Below are 23,286 nucleotides of genomic sequence, written 5' to 3' on the forward strand. Positions count from 1 at the left end.
GTCACGGCGCCTGGCGATAGGATGGCGACGGATGACAGTACGCTCCTTAGGCAGCGCCAACTGAGTAAGCGGTTAGCGGCGGGTATAGCGTTGCTAGCGTTACTGGCCCTGGCGGTGATGCTTTCCGTGGCCTTTGGCACCCGTGATGTTGGCTGGCCAGAAATAGCGGCGGCGTTGAGCGGACAGGTCGAAAGCATCGGAGATGCCGCCGTGGCCAATCGCATTCCGCGCACGCTGCTGGCAATGCTTGCCGGGGCCGCGCTGGGCGTTTCGGGCGGCGTTATGCAGGGCCTGACGCGCAACCCGCTTGCTGACCCCGGCCTGTTAGGCGTGAACGCCGGAGCGGCGCTGGCCATTGTGATTGGCATCGCCTGGTTTGGGATTGATGAAACGACTGCCTATATCTGGACCGCGATTGCGGGCGCCGGGCTAACGGCCGTTGCGGTTTACGCCATTGCGAGCCTCTCCCGCGGTGGCGCCACGCCGCTGCGGCTAGCGCTTGCCGGCGCTGCCACCACGGCGGCGTTGAGCTCGCTGGCCACAGCGGTCATCTTGCCGCGTAACGATATTGCCGGACTGGTGCAGTCTTGGCTGGTGGGGGGAGTCGGCGGCGCCACTCATGATCAAATAGTGCCAGTGCTGCCCTTTTTACTAGTAGGATTTGTGATCACCCTGCTGGCGGCACGCAAGCTCAACCTACTAGCGCTTGGGGATGATACGGCCGCAGGGCTGGGTGAAAAAATCGCCGTCGCTCGGGCTATGTCCGCGATCGGTGCGGTACTGCTCTGCGGCGCTATTACGGCGGTCTGCGGCCCGATTGGCTTCGTCGGCCTAGTCGTGCCGCACGCCTGCCGACTGCTGGTCGGCGGTGATTATCGCTGGCTGCTGCCCTTCTCTGCTCTGGCCGGTGCCGTACTCCTCACGCTGTCTGATGTCGTTGGGCGCTTAATAGTGCAACCATCGGAGCTAGATGTAGGTATTGTGACGGCGTTTATTGGCGCCCCCGTGTTTATCTGGATTGTACGTAACCGAAAAGTAGGGTCGCTATGACCGGCCAGACGCTTCCCGTAACGGCTGAGTTCGGTCGAATGCGCCAAGCACAGGCCAAACACCGCCGGCGCATGATGGCGGTTCTGGTCGTTTTGTTACTAGCAGGCGTGGCGTTGACGCTAACGCTGGGGCAGTCCTTTACCCCGCTGATGACCGTACTGCGTGTTCTTGGCGGTGCGGAAATCCCTGGAGCAGGCTTTACCGTGCGTGAATTACGCCTACCGCGGGCGGTCATTTCGGTACTGACCGGGGCTTGCTTTGGCCTCGGCGGCGTCGCCTTTCAAACGATGCTACGCAACCCGCTCGCCAGTCCCGACATTATTGGCATCAGCACGGGGGCCAGTACCGGCGCCGTTTTCGCTATCGTGGTGCTATCAATGAGCGGCCCGGCCGTTTCCATGGTGGCAATTGGCGCTGGGCTGGGCGTTGCCCTGTTGATCTATGCGCTCTCTTGGCAACAGGGCGTCACCGGCGGACGCTTGATTCTCATCGGCATTGGCCTTGCCGCCATGCTGCAAAGCGTCACTGCCTACCTGCTAATGCGCGCACCCAGCTGGACGCTGCAAGAAGCACTGCGCTGGATGACCGGCAGTGTCAACGGCGCGCAGCTTGACCAGGCGCTACCGCTATTCATCGCGCTTGTTCTCTTCGGCGGGCTGCTGCTAAGCCGTAGCCGTGACCTTGAAACCATGCGCATGGGGGATGATATAGCGGCAGGTTTAGGGGTTCGTTTAGCCGTTACGCGTATCACTATCGTCGTTTGTGCCGTGGCCCTGGTGGCTTTCGCGACGTCAGTTTCCGGCCCCATCGCGTTCGTCGCCTTTCTTTCCGGCCCCATTGCCGCGCGCCTGTTTGGTCGAAACGGCTCACTGCTGATCCCCTCTGCGCTGGTGGGCGCCCTATTAGTATTGCTAGGCGATTACGCAGGTCAGTTTCTGCTGCCCGCACGCTACCCGGTCGGCATTGTCACCGGGGTGTTGGGCGCCCCTTACCTTATTTATTTAATTATTCGCGACAATAAAAGCAGAGGCTCTTTATGAACGCTTCCTCGTTACTCGCCCAGGGCTTGGTGGCCGGCTACGGGGAGCGCCCCGTGCTCAATAATGTCAGCCTCACCGTTTGTGCCGGCCATACCACGGCCATTGTTGGTGCCAACGCCTGCGGGAAATCGACCCTGTTACGCGTGCTCTCGCGGCTGCTAGCTCCTACCCAGGGTGACGTATTGCTCGATGGCAATGCTATTCATAAGCTACCCACGCGACGCCTGGCGCAACAGCTGGGCTTTTTGCCGCAATCCCCTATCGCACCAGAAGGCATTACCGTGCTGGATCTGGTCAGCCGCGGCCGTCACCCCCATCAAGGGCTGTTTAAACGCTGGAATGCGAACGATGATGCCGCCGTCGCGGAGGCCTTGAGGGCCACCCACATGACCGCGCTTGCCGATGCCCCAGTAGAAGAACTTTCGGGCGGGCAGCGCCAGCGGGCCTGGATCGCCATGGCGCTTGCGCAGCAAACGAATGTACTGCTACTCGATGAGCCGACCACCTTTCTCGACATCAATCATCAAATTGAAGTGCTCGATCTGTTGACTGATCTCAATCAGGCGCGAGGTACCACCGTGGTGATGGTGCTGCATGAACTCAACCTAGCTGCCCGCTACGCCGACAGACTTGTAGCGATGGCCAAGGGGCAGGTTTACGCGGTGGGGCCGCCGGAGCAGATACTCACCGAGCAGATGGTGCGGGAGGTGTTTGGCCTAGAGAGCCGGGTCATTGAAGACCCGGTCAGCGGCAAGCCCATGATGATTCCACTAGGGCGCCACGGTAAGGTGCGCGACGCCAGATGATCTCGCTTTGAATATTTAAAAGGGGCCGTAATTAATCAATACTGCGATGATCACAAAGGCGATACCGACTAACGTCCAGAGGCATACTAAAGGGAACGCAAAACGTACCCAGTTACTCCACGGAACACCGCCGACGGCCAGTACGGACATCAAAACACCCGACGTAGGCGTAATGATATTGGTAATGCCATCGCCAAGTTTGAACGCGATAACAGCCGTTTGGCGTGTAATGTCGAGCATGTCTGCCAACGGAGTAAGAATAGGCATTACCACCGCTGCCTGCCCACTTCCTGAGGGGACTAAAAAGTTAAAGAACAGATTGAACACGAATATCGCCAACGCCCCTAACATGGATGGCAAGGTGCTGAGCGGTACAAAGATGGAATTGACCACCGTGTCCAGAATCATCCCCTCTTCCATCAGTACCGTGATGCCTTTAGCGATGCCAATAATAAAAGCGCCATACAGCATTCCCTGGGCACCTTTCATGAACATCCGCACAAACTGATTGGGCGAAAACCGAGCAAGTACCGCGCTACCGATACCGTTAATCATGAAAATAGCGGAAAGCTCATTAACGCCCCAGCCCAGCCGCAAAGAGCCGTAAATAAATACGCCCAAACAGGCGACAAAGAAGCTTAAAATTACGATATGCAGGCGTGTAAAAGTTAGATTTTCATCATCAGCACCTACCGCCTCCGTGCTAAACGGCTGGCTACCCATCAAGCTTCGGCTTGGGTCGTCGCTAATTCGTTTGATATAGCGGCAAACATAGGTAATGGTGACTGTGAGCAGGACAAAGAAAAGGACAACTCTCAATGGCGCCCCCGAAAAGAGCGGGAGCCCTGCAATAGACTGAGCAATACCCAACGTGATGGGGTCGAAAACAGCGGCTGCGGAACCTGAGAAATAGCCAAGATAGACAATCGCGATGCCCGCAATAGCATCTAACTTAAGCGCTCGCGCTAAGACGATACCGAGAGGTATAAAAGCGATAACCGCATTCGATCCAACGCCAATCGCTGATACCACGCCAAATACAAACGACACGACGATAGCCAGCAAGTACTTGTGGCCTCTAGTTTTATCAACCAGCCTTTTGATACCCGCATTGATAGCCCCGGTAGACTCGACAACCGCAATGGCACCCCCCATCACCAATACGAGCGCAATTAAGTTCGCTGAGCTGACAAAACCGTTCTGAATCGAAAGAAAGATATCAAAAAAATTCAGGCCGCTGGATTCGACCATATGAAAGCTGCCGGGGATAACGGTTGGACGGCCTTCCGTCGTTCGTTCGAATGCCCCGGCAGGAATGAAAAAACTTAACAACCAAGCGATTAGTAAAAGCCCAAACAGAATGACAAAGGCATCGGGCATAGTGAACTTTTGTAATGATTTAGTCTTCACGTATTCGTTTCCTGACTGTTTTTCTAAGTATGTTCAGTACGTTATTAAGCGAACGCCGAGAGTTCTCTCGTCGTTAAACTTGACGTATCAGCTCGGCTAGCATGCAGGTACGCGGCACCACCGTCTCGATTTCGATATGCTCATATTCAGCATGCGGAGCGGCTCCTGTAGCCCCCAAACCATCCAGGGTAGGAATACCTTTAGCGGCCGCAAAATTGCCATCGCTACCGCCGCCTACCGAGGCTTCTTTTAGCTCAAAGCCAAGCTCACCCGCTGCCTTTTGGGCTATCAAAAATAGCTTTTCCGTTGCTTGCGTACGTTCCATCGGTGGGCGCGTCATGTCACCTGTCACCTTTAACGTTGCTTCAGAGTGGTGAGGCTGGCAGTTATAAATCGCATTCTGTAGTCGTTCTCCTTCATCTAGAGCGGACACTCTTACGTCAATACCTATTTCTGCCGTCTCCGGCACGACGTTAAGTGGCCCGCCGCCCTGAACCATGCCGACATTAACCGTCGTCCCGCGGGAAGTATCGGCTAAGCTATGCAGGTACTGAACTTGATGAGCAAGCTCTTCAATCGCGTTCACACCGTCTTCTGGGTTATTACCCGCATGGGCCGCTCTACCCGTAATATGCATGTAAAAGCGTCCCGAGCCTTTACGAGCAGTCTTCAACGCGCTGCCTGTAGCGGTGGCCGGCTCAACGACAAGCACGACATCACTAGCGACAGATTCCTGTTCGATACGCTCACGGGACGTGGGACTTCCCAACTCTTCATCACTGGTGCAGAGAAAGCGAATGCGTGCACTGGGTAACTGGTTTAGCTCGTTTAATGCTTTAACAGCCCAAACCGCCTGCACAAGGCCAGCCTTCATATCGAGAATTCCCGGGCCGTAAAACTTGTCTTCTTCACGTCGAATAGAAAGCCGCCCGATATCCCAGACCGTGTCAAAATGCCCAAGAATGAGTATCTGGCGCTTGCCCTCACCTATGGTAAAGCCGAGGTGATCGCCTTTCTCGGCCTGTGGGTAAACATCCGGCTGGCAGTTGAGCCTATCCAGAAATAACTGGCTCAACGTTTGTCCGCACGCATCGACAGCCGCTTTATCATTCGAGGGCGACTCAGCTCTTACCAGTTTTTCAATATCGTCCAAAATGAATCGTTGATTTGCGTGCAAATAATCGTGGATAGTTTTCATACAACCTCATCACTGTCGATAACAAGCCGACGCGTCGTTGAAAGCCTTAAATACGGCGCGCTGCTCTATTGGTAATCATCAGTATGTGGTCGCCTCACAGTAGAAAGAATAAGAAGCAAGCAACATAATCGTTGCCTTGAAAGCAACTGTTATACATTAGTGCCAACAGGGGCAATGCCAATGAGAGAGCAACAAATAGGCCAGGAAATCACCGAAAATAGGCTGGCCTATCTTTATGAGGTCGCCATGCAGGGTGGCATTAGAGCAGCCGCTGAAGCGATAGGCGTCAATCCATCCGCGGTTAGTCGTCAGGTAGCGATACTTGAGCGCTACTTACAAATTCCATTACTTGAAAAACAGGGCAGAAACGTAGTGGTTACCCAAGCGGGTAAACTTTTGATAGAGCATCACAGAGAGATGCTTTACCGTCGGCGCCAGCTAGCCGAGACGTTACAAGATATGCGCCACTTGCGCCGTGGCAGCGTTAGCCTTCGCGTTGGACAAGGTATGATCAGTGAGTTCGTGAAAGGGCCACTAGCGCAATTTAGTGCGGATTACCCTGATGTGTTTGTCGATATTCACTCGGGCAACATGAGTGAAACCATCAACATGATATTGCGCGGAAAAGTTGACATGGCGATTAGCTTTGGGCCGCTAGGCGACCCGCCGGTCATGGTTCGCAGCTTTAACCGTGGGCCTATTTGCGCGATCCTCCCGCCGGATCATGCGCTTGCAACGCTGGAATCCATCACACTTGAAACGTTGGCAGCCCAACGGTTAGTTTTTATGGCAGAGCAGTTCGGCATTCAGCTTTACATCAATGAGATGTTTCGTGAACAGCAGCTGGCGCCACTGCCTGCCTATCAATGTAATCATTTTTCGACGGCAGCGGCTTTAGTGATGTCAGGGTTAGGCATTGCTTTTATGACGCGGCCGTTAGCTCGGCATTTAGTTGAGCGCGGTGACATTGTGGCAATTCCAATTGACCACCCGCTCTCCTATACCGCGACCTGTCACCTTGTCCGTAGCCAAGGGCGCAGATTCACACCTGCGGCGGAGCATCTTTGGAAAGTCCTGGTTAACTCGATGCAGTCTCAGTCAATTTGGCGCGAATAACGGCTGGCAGCTTACGTAGCCGACCGACCCACGATAGGCGCATGCTGATCCATCAACTCCACCACCCAGTCGATGAATACGCGCAGCTTAGCGCTGACGTGACGATTCGGTGGAAATGCGACGTACATCGGCATCGGTGCCAGGTGCCACTCGTCAAACAAGCGAACCAGCTCCCCGCGGGACACGTGCTCCTTGGCCATGTAATCCGGGAGCCAAAGCACGCCGAGCCCCGCCAGCCCTGCGGCAAGTCCAGCATTCCCGTCGTCGACCGAAATCACATAACGCCCTTTCACTGAGAGATGCTCACCGTGGCGGTACATGGCATAAGGAAAGTCCAAGCCCGCGCGCGACCACCTGAAACCGACGATGTACAGTGATTGATTTAAGTCACAAACGAAGCTTCTTTAATCGCGTATTTTCAGTTTCGAGTTCTTTGAGCCGCTTGGCATCAGGCACGCTCATGCCGCCAAACTTGCTGCGCCAAAGGTAATAGCTGGCTTCCGAGAAACCATGCCGACGGCATAGCTCCTTGATGGGCAGTCCCGCTTCGTCTTCGCCCAGGAAACCAATGATTTGCTCTTCGCTAGAACGCTTATTCATGTCCAATCTCCTAACGCATAGGATCGGACTCTAAAGTGTAGCGCTACTCAATCAGGGGGGGCATCGCTCGTGTCACTGCGCTACCCGACCGATGAAGGTATTATAATCAGCAACCAGGCTAGCGTTGAACGACAACCGAGAGAACATCATGGAACTGAGACACTTACGATACTTTATCGTGGTAGCGGAGCAGCTGCATTTCAGGCGCGCCGCTAAGTTACTCAATATTTCTCAGCCGCCGTTAAGTAATCAAATAAAATATCTTGAAGAAGAGATTGGCGTTCAGTTGCTCATTAGGAATAATAAAGAAGTTAAGATTACACCGGCAGGTCAACATTTTTTAGAAGCAGCTAGAGCATGCATTGCCAATTTAGATAAAGAAATCGAGTTCACTCAAAGAATCGCTCAAGGAAAAGAAGGTGCCATTTCAATCGGATTTAGTGGCACCATGTCGTTTCACCTTATCCCCATCATTGTTAAAGATTTCAAGCGACACCACCCTGGGGTCGATATACGCTTGCAGCAATTAACCACCTATGACCAGATCGTAGGGCTTATCCATGGCACAATCGATATCGGCTTCCTGGTTTCCCCTGTGGCCGATAAAAGAATCGAGAGTCTCGTCATATTGGAGGAGCGCTTCATTGCCTGCCTGCCCAAAAGCCACCACTTGGCGGATGCCGATCACATTATCGACGTGAGCGTACTTTGCGATGAAAACTGGGTGATGACACCTAGAAGCGCGGGGCATGGTTACTACGATGCCATCATGTCACTCTGCAAAGACCATGGCTTTATGCCCAACGTCATTCAAACCGCCCAAGAGCAGCAAACACTGGTCGCCTTGGTCGCCGCTGAAATGGGCATTACGCTACTCCCCCATTCCGCCAAATACATTAAAAATGAACATGTGGTGTATAAGGACATCAGCTCAGATGTCAAAAAAATCAGTTCGATGGCCTGGAATCCCAACCTATTAACCGATACAGCAGGCTTTTTTATTCAGTATATAAAGCAGGGACTCAAGGCAGGCACGATCGAATAACCGAGCGTGCCTACCGACGTTAAAATGGACCGAGATTGATCGCGACTGCGATGCCAAGCGCTATAGCACCAATGGCCATCCAAATTAACAGCAAGGGAAAGACGAACTTGAGCCACTTGACCCAAGGCACTCCGCCAATCGCTATACTGGCCATCAAAATACCCGAAGTAGGCGTAATGATATTGGTAAACCCATCACCAAAATTATAGGCCAACACAGCCACTTGCCGAGTCAAGCCAATCGTATCTGCCAACGGTGCCATAACAGGCATCACAATAGCTGCCTGGCCACTTGCAGAGCTAATAATCAGATTGAAAGCCAAGTTAAAGGCATACATTCCCCACGCCGCAAATATGCTGGATAATGGCTGCAGTAAAATAGCCATTGAGTTGACGATAGTATCCAACACATTGGCGTCACTAAGCACGACGACAATGGCTCGGGCCAGACCCACAATCAAGGCCGCATACAGCATGCCCTGCGCTCCTTTTACAAAAAGCGTCACATACTGATTAGCCGATATCTTTTCGATGACAGCGGTCCCCAGGCTTATTACCAGGAACAGCGCCGCCATTTCATTAAGGCCCCAACCTAGATTAAACACACCCACAATGTAACCGACCATACAGGTCGTGAAATAACCCAGTACCACCTTATGTTTACTGTTGAATTCATCTGGAATCGTATTGGTATTTTCAACTTCCGCAGGAAACGGGATAGCTCCAAGCACAGACCGGCTGGGATCTTTTGAAATTTTCGAAATGTAATGACATAAGTACAGGACAGTAGACGCTAAAATACAAAGATAAACGAGAAAACGAAACCAAAGGCCGCTAAAAACCGGGAGTCCTGCTATCTCTTGCCCAAACCCGGTCGTGATAGGGTCCAGCCCCCCAATCGTATAGCCTGCATAAGCCCCTAGGTAGATAATAGCGACGCCCGCTATCGCGTCGAGTTTGAATGCTTTCGCAATAATGATGCCAATAGGAATAAAGGCGATAACTGCGGTTTGTAACGCCCCAATAAAGCCCGCAGCTGAAAAGGCGATCGATACAACAACGATCAACGCATACTTCCTATCACGTGTTTTTTTGATCAGTTGCATTATTCCCGCTTGAATGGCGCCAGTATAATCCAAGATGGCAAAAGCGCCGCCTATCGTCAGCACAAGAAATATGATGCCCGCCGAGTCGGTTAGGCCTGACTGTATCGAAAGAAAAAAATCGTAAAGCGTGGTCGGGGTAGATGGAAGCGATACATAGCTGTCTGGCACCACCATCGCAACGCTGCCTTCGGTGGTACGTTCAAAGCTTCCTGCAGGAATAAACCACGTCGAGATAGACGCTACCACCAACATCGCAAAAAGAATCACATAAGAATCAGGTAAGCTTTTCTTCTTTTTAAGTGCCTGCGTATCAGGTTCTATTTTTTTCATTTTTATCTCCCTAAAAATTATAAGGGCAAGGTAAATAGCCTTGCCCTATTTGTTAACCGATAATTAACGACTCAAAATCTCTGGGGAAATAAGTAATCATATCCATGCCATCTTCCGTTACCACGATAGTATCGGAGTGTCTAAAAGCACCCAAGCCTTCAACATACAGCCCAGGCTCAACCGAAAAGACCATGCCAGCTTGCAGAAGAGTGTGATCGCCTAGATCAAAAAACGGCGCTTCATGGTTTAAAAGCCCCATATTGTGACCGGTATGATGTTTAACGTATTGCGTTAGTCCATTATCTTTAAAGTACCGTTGCACTTCTTGCTCCACGGTTGAAGCAGGAATGCCCGGCTTGATGTTTTTGAAAGCCACTTCCTGCGCCTCATACATGTGCTGGAAGAACTCCTCCTGCACCTTAGACGCCTCTTCAATGAACATGGTGCGTTCCAGTTCACTCTTGTAGCCCCACACATCACAGGCTGCCTGAGAAACGACGTTATAGCCTTTCTTGAACAGGGCGTTCTGGTTTTGCGAATGAGGAAAAGCGGAGTGCGGGCCAATCTGTCCACGGTAGAACGCATGCGCAGGCGAACCGTAGGGCCGGTACCCAGCGCCCAAGGTTTCAAACATCGCCTTGGTTGCCTCCTGCGTGGCGCGGCTTTCCGCTTCCATTTCCCGCCCGCCTGCCAGGGTATATTTAGCAAGCAAGCTATGAGCGAGATTCCCCCAGCGCGCCGACTCTTTAATTAACTCGATTTCAGTCGTCGACTTGATATAACGCTGTTCTTCGACGACGCCCTTAATAGATACCTTCTTAGCAAACGACACTAACGCCGTAATGGCGGGGCCAGCGTATCCCTTGGCAGAACCATAACCTTCAGCATCGACGCCAACGCTTAAAGCGCTGAAATTTTTATCTTGCAGCACCTGCTTGAGATACTCCATCGGATGCGTAATACCCGGGTACTCAGGATAATCGAACGTATCGGTAATAACGGCGTATTCTCGCGCATGCTCAACTTCCATTTTAGGAACAAACAGACTAAATGCGCCCTTCCCATCCACAATAAGAGCCATGGGCCTTTCTGAAGGACGAAAGTTAAACCCAGTGAGATAGAAAATATCGGTAACGCTAAAGAGCAAGGCAGCATCACAGCCCTTATTCTTTAAATTAGTTAAAAAAGTTTCTTGTCTACCTTTAATTTCTGAAACGGAAATTTCCAAAATCATGCTCAAGCTCCTGAGAAAGTCACTTCAAGAAGCTATCAGCGCCTTCCAGTAGGGGTAAAATACTAAGTTAATGTCGCTCGATATCTTTTAGATATCAAAGATAGTTGCGTTTGGTTCCCTGTTAGACTATCTCCGTGATTTATCGACGATGAATGGAGGTAGGCCGCCGCTCCCCCAGCTTCACTTTGGTCAGAATGCCATGCGTCAACTATACTGCGCACTAACGAATATGACGTCGTTCCCTGACGTGTTTTGGCACGAGCAGCTAACATTTCAGGTACATCCATTAGCTTGATCAGCATAAGGAGATTGCCGTGATAGCCACCGCCGACCGCACTTATCGACGCGGGTTACATCCGCTTCATGCCGTACTGCTTGCCGGAATGATTCCCCTTTTCCTGGGCGCCGCGCTGAGCGATTACGCCTACTCATCGAACTTCCATATACAGTGGAGCACCTTTTCTTCCTGGCTTATTGCAGGAGGGCTCGTTTTCAACGGCTTGGCGTTGCTCGCCGCCCTTATTGGCCTATTCAGCGCTGACGGCCGTCGTGGCCTTTCGCTGATTTACGTTGCCCTGCTGCTGGTCACGTGGTTCGTTGGTTTTATTAACGCGCTGGTTCATGCACGAGATGCCTGGGCCATGATGCCGACCGGCTTAATTCTTTCGATCGTTGTTACCGTGCTGGCTTGCGCGGCGACTTTGGTCGGTTTCTCACGTCTCAGCGCCGAGGGTAAGCCATGAAAGTGTCTAATCTCGTTTATGTCAGCACGCTTTCGGTGTTACTGGGAGCCAGTGGCAGCAGCGTCGCTCAATCGGAACAGCCGTATGGCGCTAACCCGACGCTGCCCGAGCCGCAGCGCGGGCTGTTGCCTAACATGACCGTGCCTGAACAAGCAGAATGGGGCGATCAACAGCCCATCGTACCCGAAGGCTATTCGATCACGGCGATCGCCACCGATCTGAAAGTACCGCGCCAGACTATCGTGCTCCCTAATGGCGACATTCTGGTGGCAGAAGGCAAAGGCGGCGGTGAAGCGCCAAAATCAAGGCCGAAGGATTTTATCGCTGGATTAATTCAGGCACGCGGCACCACCTCGGTTGAGAGTGGTAATCGGCTAACGCTGCTGCGTGACGCTGACGGTGACGGCACCTATGAAGAGCAAACGGTGTTTGCCGAGAATCTCAACGCGCCTTACGGGCTAGCATTGGTGGATGACAACATTTACGTCGCCAACCAAGATGCGCTTGTCCGTTTCGACTATGAGGAAGGCCAGACCGAAGCCAGCGGCCCACCAGAAGTCGTGACACTGCTTCCGTCGGCGATTAATCACCACTGGACCAAATCACTGACCGCCAGCGCTAACGGGCGCTTTCTTTATGTTGGTATTGGCTCCAATAGCAATATCACCGAGCGTGGCATGGAAGCCGAGGTCGACCGCGCTGAAATCTGGGAAATTAACGCGAGGACCGGTGCTCATCGCGCTTACGCCACCGGCGTGCGCAACCCCACGGCGCTGACCATTCAGCCAGAAACCAATCAGCTTTGGGCAGTGGCGAACGAGCGCGATGAACTCGGCCCAGACTTAGTGCCTGACTATCTCACCTCCATTCAGGAAGGCGGCTTCTATGGCTGGCCTTACAGCTATTGGGGGCAGAACGTCGATACGCGCGTTCAACCGCAAGACCCTGACAAAGTTGCATCCGCGATTGCGCCGGACTACAGCCTTGGCTCGCACAGAGCGCCACTGGGCGTTACTTTCTCCACGCCTGAAATGGGTGATGAGTTCGCTGAGGGCGCGTTTGTCGGCGAACACGGTAGTTGGAACAGCTCAGACCCGGTTGGCTACAAGGTGGTCTTTGTGCCCTTCAGTGACGGCAGCCCTTCCGGCGACCCGATTGATTTCGTTTCCGGTTTTCTCACCGAAGATGGCCAAACCCGCGGTAGGCCAGTGGGTGTCACCATTGACCCTGCGGGCGCCCTTATTATCGCTGATGACCTAACGAATGCCATTTGGCGCGTAACGTACGACGGTAATGAGTAACGCTATTCTCTAGTGGGATGAATAAGGCGGCAGCCGATATGGCTGCTGCTTTTCCCGATGGAAAAAAATCGCAGTAGCGATTGATCATCAACGCTGTTTCTTTACAGAGGGCCTTATATGATCGAATCATTAGAAGAGCTCGAAAAAGTTAAAAAGTCCTGTTACTCAATGGTAACAAAGAGCTCAACGCTTTCAGCGGGCGCTGCCGTTATCCCCATCCCAGGCCTGGATTTGGGGTCGGACGTGACCCTTCTGCTAAGGCTCATTCCGAAGATCAATGATAAATTTGGTTTAAAGCCTGAGCAGATTGAAAACTTGGATACAGAATCCAAGATAATGGTCATGACGGCGATCTCCAATGTAGGCAGCAAGATGGCCGGGAAGTACATCACGAAAAAACTGGTTCTATCGCTGCTTCAAAAGATGGGCGTCAAGATGGTCGCAAAAGGGACGACCAAGTTCGTACCCTTCATCGGCAGCGCTGTGGCTGGCGGTATTAGCTTCACGTCCATGAAGTACATAGGCAACCGCCATATCGAAGATTGCTACCAAATTGCTCTAGCAACGTTGGAAGAAAAGCGGCTAGAGCAAGAAATCGTGATCGAGCCTGAAACCGAGCAGCACTAACCGCTACGTAAGGATAATGTAATGCCCGCTTATGTCGTACTCACCCGAGAACACACTCACGACGCCCAGGAAATGGAGCAATACGCCACAAAGGCCAAAGCGGCCCGCGAAGGCCACGACCCACAGCCGCTCGCCTTCTACGGTGACGTTGAAGTAATGGAAGGCAGCTCAATGGAAGGCGCTGTGATTCTGCGCTTTCCCGATATGGCCGCCGCCCGCGCCTGGTACCAAAGCCCCGCCTACCAGGAAGCCCGCAAGCACCGCTTCCTAGGGGCTGATTACCGCGTGTTTATTGTTGATGGGGTTGAAGAGGCCTAAAGCCTTTTTGCAGCAACGCTTAGAAACAGAAAGGGCCATTCGTGGTTTAACGAACGGCCCTTTCTGTTACCTGCGTTACTATTTTCTTTACTTTCCACCCAAAAAATTTCGCTTCAAACGATAGCCTGAATATCTTTTTGTCTATCACAGCAAGCAGCCAAAGAGCAGGCCCCTTCACTATCTAAGGCATGGTCTCACGCAAGGCGTCACAGCTCGCTTGGAGTAGTGCGACTGTTGATTCGACCTTTTCATCGGTTAGCCGGGTAATTAACGCAGAAACGGATATTGAGCCTCGCATTACTCCATGCCGATCAAGTACAGGTAGTGCTATGGCAGCAACATCCGGGTCCCGCTCGCCCTTTGAGAAGGCATAGCCTTTAGCACGGATATCGTCATAAAACGCGCCTTCTTCCCCATTAAACGCCAAAAGAACGCGGCCTGTCGCACCCCGGTCGATAGGTAGTAGCGCGCCTTCATCCAGATGATGCCGAGCAGGCTTTGGCGAGTTAAGCCGATAAAGGCACATGCGCTGGCTACCCAAGCGGATAAAGAACGATGCCGTTTCCTGAGTTTGCTCTACCAGGTGAGCCAGCTGTGGGCGAATCAGCTCACCCATATCGCCGGTATGGCGGAATAGATTCCCTAGCCGCCACAGGCTGGGGCCTAAAGCATAGGTGCCATCGCCTTCACGCACGATATAGCCAAAGCGCTCCAAAGATCCTATCAGCCGAAGGATAGTGCTTTTATACAGCCCGGTACGCTCCGCTAACGTAACGAGCGATAGCGATCTCTCCTGATCCGTAAACGCTTCCAGGATCGTTAAAGCACGCTCAACAGCTTCTACTCGATTTTGCTTTTGGACCAAGCTACACCTCCATTCGCACTTAGTTCTACCTGACAGAACATATAAATTTTAAAATAGAACAGATTTGACATGCCAAAAACGTTCTGCCATAAAGAACACCATTATGCCTGACAGAACAAAAAGGAACCATTATGGTGCTCATCAAAATTACAGCATTCGGCAAGCCCCATGTCTGATTTGTTAGAAGGGATTCGGGTACTGGATCTAACCAATGTACTTGCTGGTCCTTATTGCTGCTATCAGTTAGCTCAGCAAGGTGCCGATGTCATCAAAGTTGAGCAGCCCGGCAGTGGAGATTTGGCCCGCCAGCTAGGAGCCGACCCCGAACTAAATGCCCAGCTGATGGGGGTTTCATTTCTCGCCCAAAATGCCGGCAAGCGCTCGATCGAACTCAACTTAAAATCCGACCAAGGTAAGCAGGCTTTTCGCAAACTGGTACAGACCGCCGATGTACTGGTCGAAAACTTTCGCCCTGGCGTAATGGACCGACTTGGCCTTGGCCATGAGAGCCTGCAAGCGCTTAATCCACGCCTGATCTACTGTGCTATTTCAGGTTTTGGACAAACCGGCCCACTGGCGAAAAACCCTGCTTACGATCAGATCATCCAGGGTCTTTCCGGAGTAATGAGTGTGACAGGCGATGAAACGTCTGCACCACTGCGCGTTGGCTACCCCGTTTGCGACACCATCGGTGGTATGACCGCAGCTTTCGCCATTTCAAGCGCTTTGGTCGGACGGCATAAAACCGGGCACGGTGAGGTCATTGATGTATCCATGCTGGAATCGATGATGGGCACTATGGGCTGGGTGGTGTCCAACTGGCTGACGTGTGGCATTGAGCCACTTCCTATGGGAAACCAAAATACAACGGCGGCACCATCCGGCACCTTCCGTACTGGTGATGGTTTGTTGAACATCGCAGCGAATAAGCAAGAACAGTTCGAGATTCTGTGTCAGTTGATTGAGCGCGTGGACTTGATATCCGACCCACGTTTTCAACTGCGCGAAGAACGCAAGCGTCATCGTAACGCTCTAACCACCGAGCTGGAAACCGCCTTACAAACCGCCTCTGCTGAGCAGTGGGCAACACGCATGAATGCCCATGGCATACCTGCAGGAGAAGTGCTCACCGTTCCCCAGGCGCTTCGCCACCCCCAAGTAAAAGAGCGCGAATTAACACGCACTTTCCCAAATGTTATCGGCCAGACAAACCTTTCAGTCGTGCGCTCAGGTTTTCGCCTGGGCAGCGGCGACCCTGAACCCAAAACTCCGCCTCCCACATTGGGTCAGGACACCGATGCGATTCTTGCAGAGCTCGGCTATGACGCTGCCGCACGCGCCGCCTTCACTCATCCAGACATAACAACCAAAGAGACGGAAAAATGAATGAAGAGAACCGCCGTACCGCCGGTGAAGACTGGTGGTCTACCGATATCATAGAAATGCACCCCGGCATAATCCGCTACCACGGCTACGCTATTGAGGATCTGATTGGCAAGGTCGGCTTCCCGGAAATGATCTGGTTGATGCTACGTGGCGATCTACCCAGTGCAGCCCAAGCCTCTCTGTTAAGCACGGTACTGATGAGCGCCATTGACCACGGGCCACAAGCGCCATCTATCGCCATTGCGCGCATAGCCTCCACCTGTGGTGTAGGCATCAACAACGCCATGGCTTCTGCAGCCAACGTACTAGGCGATGTACATGGCGGGGCGGGCGAGCAGTGCGTGGCGCTATATAACGCTATCCAGGCACGCTGTGAAGCTGGTGAGGATATTACCTCCGCCACTCATACCGAGCTTGCCAAGCTTAAAGAACGTGGCGTGCGCTATATCCCAGGATTCGGGCATCGCTTCCATCCCAAAGACCCGCGTGCTCCAAAATTGATGGAGGTTCTACGCGCCACTGCCGACAACAGCATCAATACGCATTTTGCCGATATTGCAGAAGAAGTTGAGCGCCAGATATCCCAAGGCCGCAGTCGCGTAATTCCAATGAATGTGGATGGTGCAACCGGCGCTATTTATGCAGCACTAGGATTTCCACCAGCGCTATGTCGTGGTCTGTTCGTGCTATCTCGTTCGGTAGGCATCATGAGCCATGCCTGGGAACAGATGCAGCGACCTGAGCGCAATAAAGGCCCACTCCCCCGCACCGAAACCTGGACCTATACCGGCCATGCTCCCCGTAGTGTTGAGCAGGAAGGCGACCAGCCATGAGTTATACGATTCTGGTGACAGCCCCACGCCTGGCTGATGAAGGCAGGGATGTGCTGGAGCAAGCAGGCTGCCGCCTGCTATTCATCCCCAAAGGGGAGGAAGATAGCCTGGGTGAGATAATGGCCAGCCAGCCCATTGACGCCGTCATCGCACGCACGCTCACGCTGAACAAAGCAACCATTGCATCCTGCCAAGGGCTGCGCACGATATCCCGCCATGGCGTAGGCCATGACGCGGTAGATATTCAAGCAGCGGCTGAGCTGGGCATTCCTGTAACAGTCGTCGGTGATACCAACGCGCAATCAGTCGCTGAGCTAGCCATAGGCCTGATGATCACCGTGGCGCGTAATGTCTCGGATCTGGGCCAACGTATCAGTGCCGGAGAATGGCCGCGACAAACTCCTGGCTTACAGCTTTCAGGCCGCGTGCTGGGACTGGTGGGTTGCGGCACCATCGCACGCCATGTCGCCCGAATGGCCAATGCCATTGGTATGCGCGTCATCGCCTATGACCCCGCTCTTGAAGCCATGCCAGAAGGTATTTTTAAGGCGGCTAGCCTAGACGACCTGCTAACCAGTAGCGATGTGCTCTCTCTGCACTGCCCGCTGCTGCCCTCTACCCAAAACCTAATTGATGCCGCAGCACTCGCGAAGCTCCACTCGGGTGCCATTGTGATCAATACCGCACGCGGTGGGCTCATTGATGAGAATGCCCTGGCCGACGCCATCATGGCTGGCCGTCTAAAGGGCGCAGGACTGGATACCTTGAACATTGAGCCTCCTCCCGAAAATCATCCTCTTCTGCGCTTACCCCAAGTGGTACTCACTCCACATGTAGGCGGCAATAGCGATGCAGCGCTAGCACTGACTGCCCGTGCCGCTGCCGAAAATGCCTTGGCACTGCTGGCAGGGCATCCCCCTGCGCATGGACGCATCGTCAACGAACACTTACTGGAGATAACTCAATGAGCACGACTCTTGATGGCGAAAACTGGCCTGCTGGCTTTGCTGTTCAACCACGTCAAACCACGCTAACGCAAAAGCTGCTGACCGCCTTTAAGCAAGTGCCTGTCGCTCATGCAGGCGATGTGATGGGGCGCCATACGGGCGCAGTAGGACTTAGCGCTTATCACAACGACCTTGGGCTCACCATGTGTGGTACGGCTATTACGGTACGTACCCGCCCAGGTGACAACCTCATGGTGCACGTCGCAATACAACGCGCCCAACCAGGCGACATTATCGTTATCGACGGGGGCGGCGACCTTTCCACCGCGGTGATCGGTGGCCTGATGCGCACAACAGCGATTGCCCGCCAACTGGGTGGCTTCGTAATTGATGGCGCGCTGCGCGACGTCGCTGAATGGGCCGAAGGCATTTTACCCGTTTACGCCCGCGGCCATGTTCACCGTGGCCCCAGCAAGGACGGCCCTGGCCAGATAAATACGCCCATTTCATGTGCAGGCATGACAGTGATGCCTGGCGACTTAATTCTGGGTGACGCTGACGGCGTTATCGCTATCCCCGCCAGTGAAGCCGAGGCGCTTTTAAGCCTGTGTCAGTCCCAGGCAGAGCAAGAAGCGCGCATACGTGCGCAGAATGAAACCGGCAAGATCGACCGCGAGCGCTTCGATTCCATCCTGCGTAAGAAAGGCTGTCCGCTTTAGCTACTACGTCAGCATACAACGTTACTTCAGCACACAACAATAAGCCGTACGACAACATAAACAAGGAACACGCTATGAAAAACAACGCCTTAAAATCTATCGCCTGCGCTGCATTGCTTATACTTCCGGCTGTAGGAATGGCCCAATCCTATCCCAAAGGATCCATCGACTTTATTGTGCCCTTCTCCGCCGGTGGAGGTACCGATTTTGCCTCACGCGTACTAACGGAGAAGCTCTCCGAGCAGCAAGGATGGAACTTCGTTATTGAGAACCGAGGCGGAGCGGGCGGCAACATCGGCCTTTCACAACTCGCTCGTGCTAAAAATGATGGGCAGGTGATGGGCATGGGGCAAACGTCTAACATGGCGATTAACCCGACACTTTACGCCAGCATTCCCTATGACTCATTGAATGATTTTACGCCTATTGCGCTAATTAGTTCTCAACCCATGGTTCTAGCCGTTAACCAGAACTCGGCCTACGAAGATTTTGAATCTTTAGTCGCCGCCGCCAGAGAAAACCCCGGCAAAGTGTCCATGAGTACGCCCGGCTCTGGCACGGTAAGTCACCTGTCAATGGAAGTATTTAGCGACCAAGCAGACGTAGAGTTCATGCATGTACCCTACCCCGGTGCGGCCCAAGCAGTAACGGACGCCATTGGCGGGCATGTGGACTTTGTTACTGCCAGCCTTCCCAGCTTATTGTCGCATATCCGATCAGGCTCATTAAAAGCGTTAGCGGTTACCTCGGCTGAGCGTAACGCGGCGCTACCCGATGTTCCCTCGATAGCCGAATTAGGCTATGAAGGTTTTGAAGCCTCCGATTGGAAAGCGGTGGTCGGTCCTGCCGGTCTTCCTGACGATGTAGTCGCAACGTTTAACGCCGCTATCAATCAGGCCCTTCAGGATGAGCGCCTGATCGAAACGATAGAGAGCGAAGGCAGTACGGTAGAGGGCGGCTCTGCTGATGAACTTGAGGCTTATCTGCAGGCCGAGTATGAGCGTTGGGCTGAAGCCGTCAGCACCTCGGGCGCGACAGTGGAGTGATCATTTAAGGCCGGGCATTTACTTATTTGCTCGGCCTTATGGGAGACATCATTATGCTAAATCGCGATATTGTTGACATTATTACGGGAATGGCACTGGCAGCCCTTGGCCTTATCATTGCCGCCTATGCTTCTACGCATTATAACCTGGGGACACTTCAGCGCATGGGGCCTGGCATGGTTCCTATGGGCATAGGATTGATTATTGCCCTACTGGGAATAATGCTTTCCATTGGAGGCGCATCGCGCCCGCGTTTTCCGATGCCTAGCATTGAATGGCGTCCACTGACTGCAATCCTCGGCGGAATCTTGCTCTTCTCTCTCGCCGTACCACGTGTTGGCTTAGTGCCTGCAATTTTCCTGTTAACACTGATCACTTCGCTTGCCGATAAGCAGCTGCGAATTAAGACGGTTTTGGCACTCATCGCCTTTCTCATCCTGGCAGCCATTTTGATCTTCCGCTTGGCACTTGGCATGAACATACCGATCTTCAGGTGGGCATTCTAATGGACTTTTTTGGCAATCTTTCGCTTGGCCTGCATACGGCGCTTTCACTTAGCAATCTGTTTTACTGCTTTGTTGGCGTGTTTCTAGGAACATTACTTGGCGTTATACCTGGTGTTGGCGTTTTAGCAGCCATTTCCATGTTGTTTCCCATAACGTTTCATATGGAAGTGACATCAGCACTCATAATGCTGGCGGGAATATGGTACGGCACGAGTTACGGTGGCAGCACGGCGTCTATCCTGCTTAACGTGCCAGGCACGCCTGCCAATGCGGTGGTCTGTTTGGATGGCTACCCTATGGCGCAAAAAGGTCGTGGTGCCGTTGCCCTCTTTATGACTACAGTGGCCTCTTTCGTTGGCGGCTCCATCGGCATCGTCATCCTGACGCTATTCGCACCAGTGATAGCACAATATGCACTGAGCATGGGCCCCGCTGAGTACTTCTCATTAATGCTGCTTGGGCTGATTGCGGCGACCGGTATTGCTGATGGCTCGGCAGTCAAAGGGTTCGTCATGGTCATGCTAGGTATTTTCCTGGGCAGTATCGGTACCGACGTTTACACAGGCACACAACGTTTTGCTTTTGGTATCCCGGAACTCGGTGATGGCATTAGCCTTGTAGCGCTTGCCATGGGGGTGTTTGGGGTTGCGGAACTCATTATTAGCGTTGGCAGTGTTAAGGCAAACCGCTTTAAATCGTCTGACCTCACGCTACGCGCCATGAAACCTACACGGGATGACATGCGACGTTCGTGGCTCCCGATGCTGCGTGGCTCAAGCATCGGCTCATTCTTTGGCGCCCTACCGGGAACAGGCCCCTCACTCGCTGCCTTCATCGCTTATGCGGTGGAAAAGCGCTCATCCAAAGATCCAAGCCGATTTGGTAAAGGGGCAATTGAAGGCATCATGGCTCCAGAATCCGCCAATAACGCAGCTGACCAAACGTCTTTCATCCCAACTCTGGCCTTGGGTATACCCGGCAGCCCGACAATGGCATTAATGTTAGGTGCGCTCATCATCCATGGCGTTACGCCAGGGCCCGGCTTGATGACAGAGGAGCCCAGCCTTTTTTGGGGGTTGGTCATGAGCTTCTGGATCGGCAATATTATGCTGGTCATTCTTAACGTCCCCCTTATTGGAATATGGGTGCGCCTGCTTGCCGTTCCTTATCATCTTCTTTTTCCAGTCGTATTGATGTTCATTTGTCTGGGCACCTACAGCGTCAATAACAGTGCCTTTGATGTGCTACTGGTGATGATCTTCGGTGCCCTGGGCGTTTTAATGCGCAAACTGGCTTTCCCTGCAGCGCCCCTCATTTTGGGTTTTGTACTAGGGCCGATGATGGAGGACAACTTCCGCCGCGCCATGCTGCTCTCATCGGGTGATTTTGCGACCTTCATTAATAGGCCTATTAGCGCAACCATCCTCTCCATTGCTGCCTTTATCATGCTATGGAGCTTTTTTTCCACGCTTAAAGCACGCCGCGCGCTTACTCAAGGCTAAAGATTACCGCGTGTTTATTGTTGATGGTATTGAAGAAGCGTAAAGAGCAAACACCCCGCCTTTAAAAGCGGGGTGTTTGCATTTTCAGCCTTAATGGCCAAACACGTAAGGGTTTGCCGCCTGATCTAGGGCGCCTCGACGGCGGCACGCCCTTTGATGATAGAGCGGCCAAGCATCAGATACGCCACCAAACCACAGGCGGCCATGGCCAGAATGACCGCTTCAAGCGAATGCGGCAACATGGCGGACAATGCGCTCAGCAGCCCGGCAACACCGAACTGGGCGGCCCCCAGAAGCGCGGCGGCCGTTCCACCACTGGTGGGAAAGTACTCCAAAAAGCAGGCCTGGATATTCGGTGAGATCGCCCCCACCGTGCCGATGGTCAGCATCATGGCGGCCAGGAAAGCGTACATTGACCAGTCCATGAAGGCAGCCATCAGCAGCAAGAGTATGCCGACCGCCTGACAGCCCGTCGCCAACTGCAGAATGCGCAGCGACGGCAGCCTGGAAAGTAGAACACGATTGAGAATATTGAAGATAAGCATCGCGACGATGTTCGCCGCAAACAGCACCGAAAAGCTTGAGGGCGACTGTTCGAAATGCCCCTGATAGATAAATGACGCATAGGTGATGAACATCATTAGGGTAGAAAAAGATGCGGCCTGCCAAACGATGAACGGTAGCGCCTGCTTTGTCGACAGTACCAGCTTGTAACGCGCCAGCAGGCTCATCTTAGGGCTTTTCACTCGAGACACCTTGCCCGTGCCGGTAAACAGCACCCGCACCAGCAACGGCACCAGCAGCACCGCGTATACCGCCAAGGCGAAAAAAATAGTGTGCCAGGAGCCTATTGATAGAATCGCGCTGCCCACGCTCGGGGCAATGCCCGGTGCCAACACCATGATAAAGCCCATCATCGAGAACAGTTTCGCGGCGTCGCGGCCCGCCACCCGGTCGCGCACCAGTGCCGGCACAGATACCAAAGTAAAACCGGCGCCAAGAGCCTGAACGGCCCGCCCGACGAGCAGCATGTTCAAGGAATCCGACATGCCGATGACGATGCTTGAAAGCGCAAAAATCGCCAGCCCGCTCATCAGCACCCGCTGTCGCCCGAAACGGTCTGAAAGCGCACCGCCGATCAACTGCCCCACCGCCATCGCGAATACATACACGGAAACGCTTAGCGATACCGCCTGCTGAGAAATACCCAGCGATTCGCCGATGACCGGAAAGGCCGGCAGATACGTATCCATGGAAAACGGGCCCAGCATCATGGTCATTGCCAGGCTCAGCACCACAATGAAGGGCGTTTTAGATTGGGTCATAGAAGCTCGCGGTCAAAGGGCGTAATGATAGACAACCTTAGGTATATGATACCGAGTGTCGCTATCAAGGCAATCATGAGGTATACGCTACTGGACGGTAATCGACAAAACACGCCGGCAGTCTCAATCACCGGTAGGCGGCTCACTAGCAGGGCTGCGAAGGTAAGGCGACTGTTGATCAACTGTTCGATGGGCGGGACACATAGATGGGGCCACCATGGCAGCCCGCAACAT

Annotated in this window: 23 protein-coding genes and 1 pseudogene; 16 read left to right on the top strand and 8 right to left on the bottom strand. The window is 53.2% G+C overall.

From position 1 onward, the window contains the following. Positions 1-21 precede the first annotated feature (21 nt). The 3 genes from ACT3TF_RS08715 to ACT3TF_RS08725 are packed head-to-tail and all read left to right on the top strand — an operon-like array spanning position 22 to position 2,896. A complete protein-coding gene (locus ACT3TF_RS08715) occupies positions 22-1,050 on the top strand; it encodes a FecCD family ABC transporter permease (RefSeq protein ID WP_255249114.1) in 1,029 nt (342 codons plus the stop codon). Then, positions 1,047-2,090 carry a FecCD family ABC transporter permease gene (locus ACT3TF_RS08720; RefSeq protein WP_096281898.1) on the top strand — a complete coding sequence of 348 codons (1,044 nt, stop codon included), beginning with the start codon at positions 1,047-1,049 and terminating at the stop codon, positions 2,088-2,090. The genes ACT3TF_RS08715 and ACT3TF_RS08720 overlap by 4 nt, the downstream gene beginning before the upstream one ends. Beyond that, positions 2,087-2,896, top strand: a complete 810-nt coding sequence (locus ACT3TF_RS08725; RefSeq protein ID WP_096281899.1) for an ABC transporter ATP-binding protein — start codon at positions 2,087-2,089, stop codon at positions 2,894-2,896. The genes ACT3TF_RS08720 and ACT3TF_RS08725 overlap by 4 nt, the downstream gene beginning before the upstream one ends. Positions 2,897-2,911: 15 nt before the next feature. Here ACT3TF_RS08725 and ACT3TF_RS08730 read toward each other — a convergent pair whose 3' ends face one another. Then, complete coding sequence (locus tag ACT3TF_RS08730; protein ID WP_217990295.1) at positions 2,912-4,306, bottom strand: YfcC family protein; 1,395 nt, start codon at positions 4,304-4,306, stop codon at positions 2,912-2,914. A gap of 73 nt (positions 4,307-4,379) precedes the next feature. Next, complete coding sequence (locus ACT3TF_RS08735; protein ID WP_193063447.1) at positions 4,380-5,504, bottom strand: M20 family metallopeptidase; 1,125 nt, start codon at positions 5,502-5,504, stop codon at positions 4,380-4,382. 180 nt (positions 5,505-5,684) lie between these two features. Here ACT3TF_RS08735 and ACT3TF_RS08740 point away from each other — a divergent pair, with 180 nt between their 5' ends. Further along, on the top strand, positions 5,685-6,620 hold the full coding sequence (locus ACT3TF_RS08740; protein ID WP_441686605.1) for a LysR family transcriptional regulator: 936 nt from the start codon (positions 5,685-5,687) through the stop codon (positions 6,618-6,620). A gap of 11 nt (positions 6,621-6,631) precedes the next feature. Here ACT3TF_RS08740 and ACT3TF_RS08745 read toward each other — a convergent pair whose 3' ends face one another. Both ACT3TF_RS08745 and ACT3TF_RS08750 read right to left on the bottom strand, forming a co-directional pair. Then, positions 6,632-6,958 carry a LysR substrate-binding domain-containing protein gene (locus ACT3TF_RS08745; protein WP_444672045.1) on the bottom strand — a complete coding sequence of 109 codons (327 nt, stop codon included), beginning with the start codon at positions 6,956-6,958 and terminating at the stop codon, positions 6,632-6,634. Between the two features lie 58 nt (positions 6,959-7,016). Then, positions 7,017-7,220 (bottom strand): annotated as a pseudogene (locus tag ACT3TF_RS08750) (transposase); the annotation flags it as partial. Between the two features lie 148 nt (positions 7,221-7,368). Here ACT3TF_RS08750 and ACT3TF_RS08755 point away from each other — a divergent pair. Then, entirely contained in the window at positions 7,369-8,265 is an 897-nt protein-coding gene (locus ACT3TF_RS08755) for a LysR family transcriptional regulator (protein ID WP_444672046.1), read from the top strand. Positions 8,266-8,284: 19 nt separating this feature from the next. Here ACT3TF_RS08755 and ACT3TF_RS08760 read toward each other — a convergent pair whose 3' ends face one another. Further along, complete coding sequence (locus tag ACT3TF_RS08760) at positions 8,285-9,700, bottom strand: YfcC family protein (RefSeq protein WP_444624511.1); 1,416 nt, start codon at positions 9,698-9,700, stop codon at positions 8,285-8,287. 52 nt (positions 9,701-9,752) lie between these two features. Continuing rightward, complete coding sequence (locus ACT3TF_RS08765) at positions 9,753-10,934, bottom strand: M24 family metallopeptidase (RefSeq protein ID WP_096281909.1); 1,182 nt, start codon at positions 10,932-10,934, stop codon at positions 9,753-9,755. Positions 10,935-11,248: 314 nt separating this feature from the next. On the opposite strand from ACT3TF_RS08765, the gene ACT3TF_RS08770 reads away from it, so the two are divergent. From ACT3TF_RS08770 to ACT3TF_RS08785, 4 genes are all read left to right on the top strand, one after another. Further along, complete coding sequence (locus ACT3TF_RS08770; RefSeq protein ID WP_444672047.1) at positions 11,249-11,677, top strand: DUF2231 domain-containing protein; 429 nt, start codon at positions 11,249-11,251, stop codon at positions 11,675-11,677. Next, the gene (locus ACT3TF_RS08775) at positions 11,674-12,978 is read left to right on the top strand and encodes a PQQ-dependent sugar dehydrogenase (RefSeq protein WP_441686788.1); all 1,305 of its coding nucleotides are present in this window, start codon (positions 11,674-11,676) and stop codon (positions 12,976-12,978) included. The genes ACT3TF_RS08770 and ACT3TF_RS08775 overlap by 4 nt, the downstream gene beginning before the upstream one ends. Before the next feature lie 117 nt (positions 12,979-13,095). Continuing rightward, a complete protein-coding gene (locus tag ACT3TF_RS08780) occupies positions 13,096-13,605 on the top strand; it encodes a hypothetical protein (RefSeq protein ID WP_193063439.1) in 510 nt (169 codons plus the stop codon). Between the two features lie 21 nt (positions 13,606-13,626). Beyond that, the gene (locus ACT3TF_RS08785; RefSeq protein ID WP_441686789.1) at positions 13,627-13,923 is read left to right on the top strand and encodes a DUF1330 domain-containing protein; all 297 of its coding nucleotides are present in this window, start codon (positions 13,627-13,629) and stop codon (positions 13,921-13,923) included. 181 nt (positions 13,924-14,104) lie between these two features. On the opposite strand, the gene ACT3TF_RS08790 is transcribed toward ACT3TF_RS08785, so the two are convergent. Next, a complete protein-coding gene (locus ACT3TF_RS08790; RefSeq protein WP_096281914.1) occupies positions 14,105-14,788 on the bottom strand; it encodes an IclR family transcriptional regulator in 684 nt (227 codons plus the stop codon). A gap of 168 nt (positions 14,789-14,956) precedes the next feature. On the opposite strand from ACT3TF_RS08790, the gene ACT3TF_RS08795 reads away from it, so the two are divergent. The 7 genes from ACT3TF_RS08795 (at position 14,957) to ACT3TF_RS08825 (ending at position 21,727) form a co-directional block, all read left to right on the top strand. Further along, positions 14,957-16,174 carry a CaiB/BaiF CoA transferase family protein gene (locus tag ACT3TF_RS08795; protein ID WP_441686491.1) on the top strand — a complete coding sequence of 406 codons (1,218 nt, stop codon included), beginning with the start codon at positions 14,957-14,959 and terminating at the stop codon, positions 16,172-16,174. Further along, a complete protein-coding gene (locus ACT3TF_RS08800) occupies positions 16,171-17,007 on the top strand; it encodes a citryl-CoA lyase (protein ID WP_096281916.1) in 837 nt (278 codons plus the stop codon). Before ACT3TF_RS08795 ends, ACT3TF_RS08800 begins: the two co-directional genes overlap by 4 nt. Further along, the gene (locus ACT3TF_RS08805; protein ID WP_096281917.1) at positions 17,004-17,975 is read left to right on the top strand and encodes a hydroxyacid dehydrogenase; all 972 of its coding nucleotides are present in this window, start codon (positions 17,004-17,006) and stop codon (positions 17,973-17,975) included. The genes ACT3TF_RS08800 and ACT3TF_RS08805 overlap by 4 nt, the downstream gene beginning before the upstream one ends. Beyond that, positions 17,972-18,673, top strand: a complete 702-nt coding sequence (locus ACT3TF_RS08810; protein WP_444672048.1) for an RraA family protein — start codon at positions 17,972-17,974, stop codon at positions 18,671-18,673. The genes ACT3TF_RS08805 and ACT3TF_RS08810 overlap by 4 nt, the downstream gene beginning before the upstream one ends. Before the next feature lie 74 nt (positions 18,674-18,747). After that, positions 18,748-19,719, top strand: a complete 972-nt coding sequence (locus ACT3TF_RS08815; protein ID WP_096281919.1) for a Bug family tripartite tricarboxylate transporter substrate binding protein — start codon at positions 18,748-18,750, stop codon at positions 19,717-19,719. Between the two features lie 53 nt (positions 19,720-19,772). After that, positions 19,773-20,225 carry a tripartite tricarboxylate transporter TctB family protein gene (locus ACT3TF_RS08820; protein WP_176483417.1) on the top strand — a complete coding sequence of 151 codons (453 nt, stop codon included), beginning with the start codon at positions 19,773-19,775 and terminating at the stop codon, positions 20,223-20,225. Further along, complete coding sequence (locus ACT3TF_RS08825; RefSeq protein WP_444672049.1) at positions 20,225-21,727, top strand: tripartite tricarboxylate transporter permease; 1,503 nt, start codon at positions 20,225-20,227, stop codon at positions 21,725-21,727. The genes ACT3TF_RS08820 and ACT3TF_RS08825 overlap by 1 nt, the downstream gene beginning before the upstream one ends. A 125-nt stretch (positions 21,728-21,852) precedes the next feature. Here ACT3TF_RS08825 and ACT3TF_RS08830 read toward each other — a convergent pair whose 3' ends face one another. After that, a complete protein-coding gene (locus ACT3TF_RS08830; RefSeq protein ID WP_096281922.1) occupies positions 21,853-23,052 on the bottom strand; it encodes a Bcr/CflA family efflux MFS transporter in 1,200 nt (399 codons plus the stop codon). Between the last annotated feature and the right edge of the window lie 234 nt (positions 23,053-23,286).

The sequence above is a fragment of the Halomonas sp. AOP25-F1-15 genome (genome assembly GCF_052378675.1).
In the GTDB taxonomy this organism is placed as follows: domain Bacteria; phylum Pseudomonadota; class Gammaproteobacteria; order Pseudomonadales; family Halomonadaceae; genus Vreelandella; species Vreelandella casei.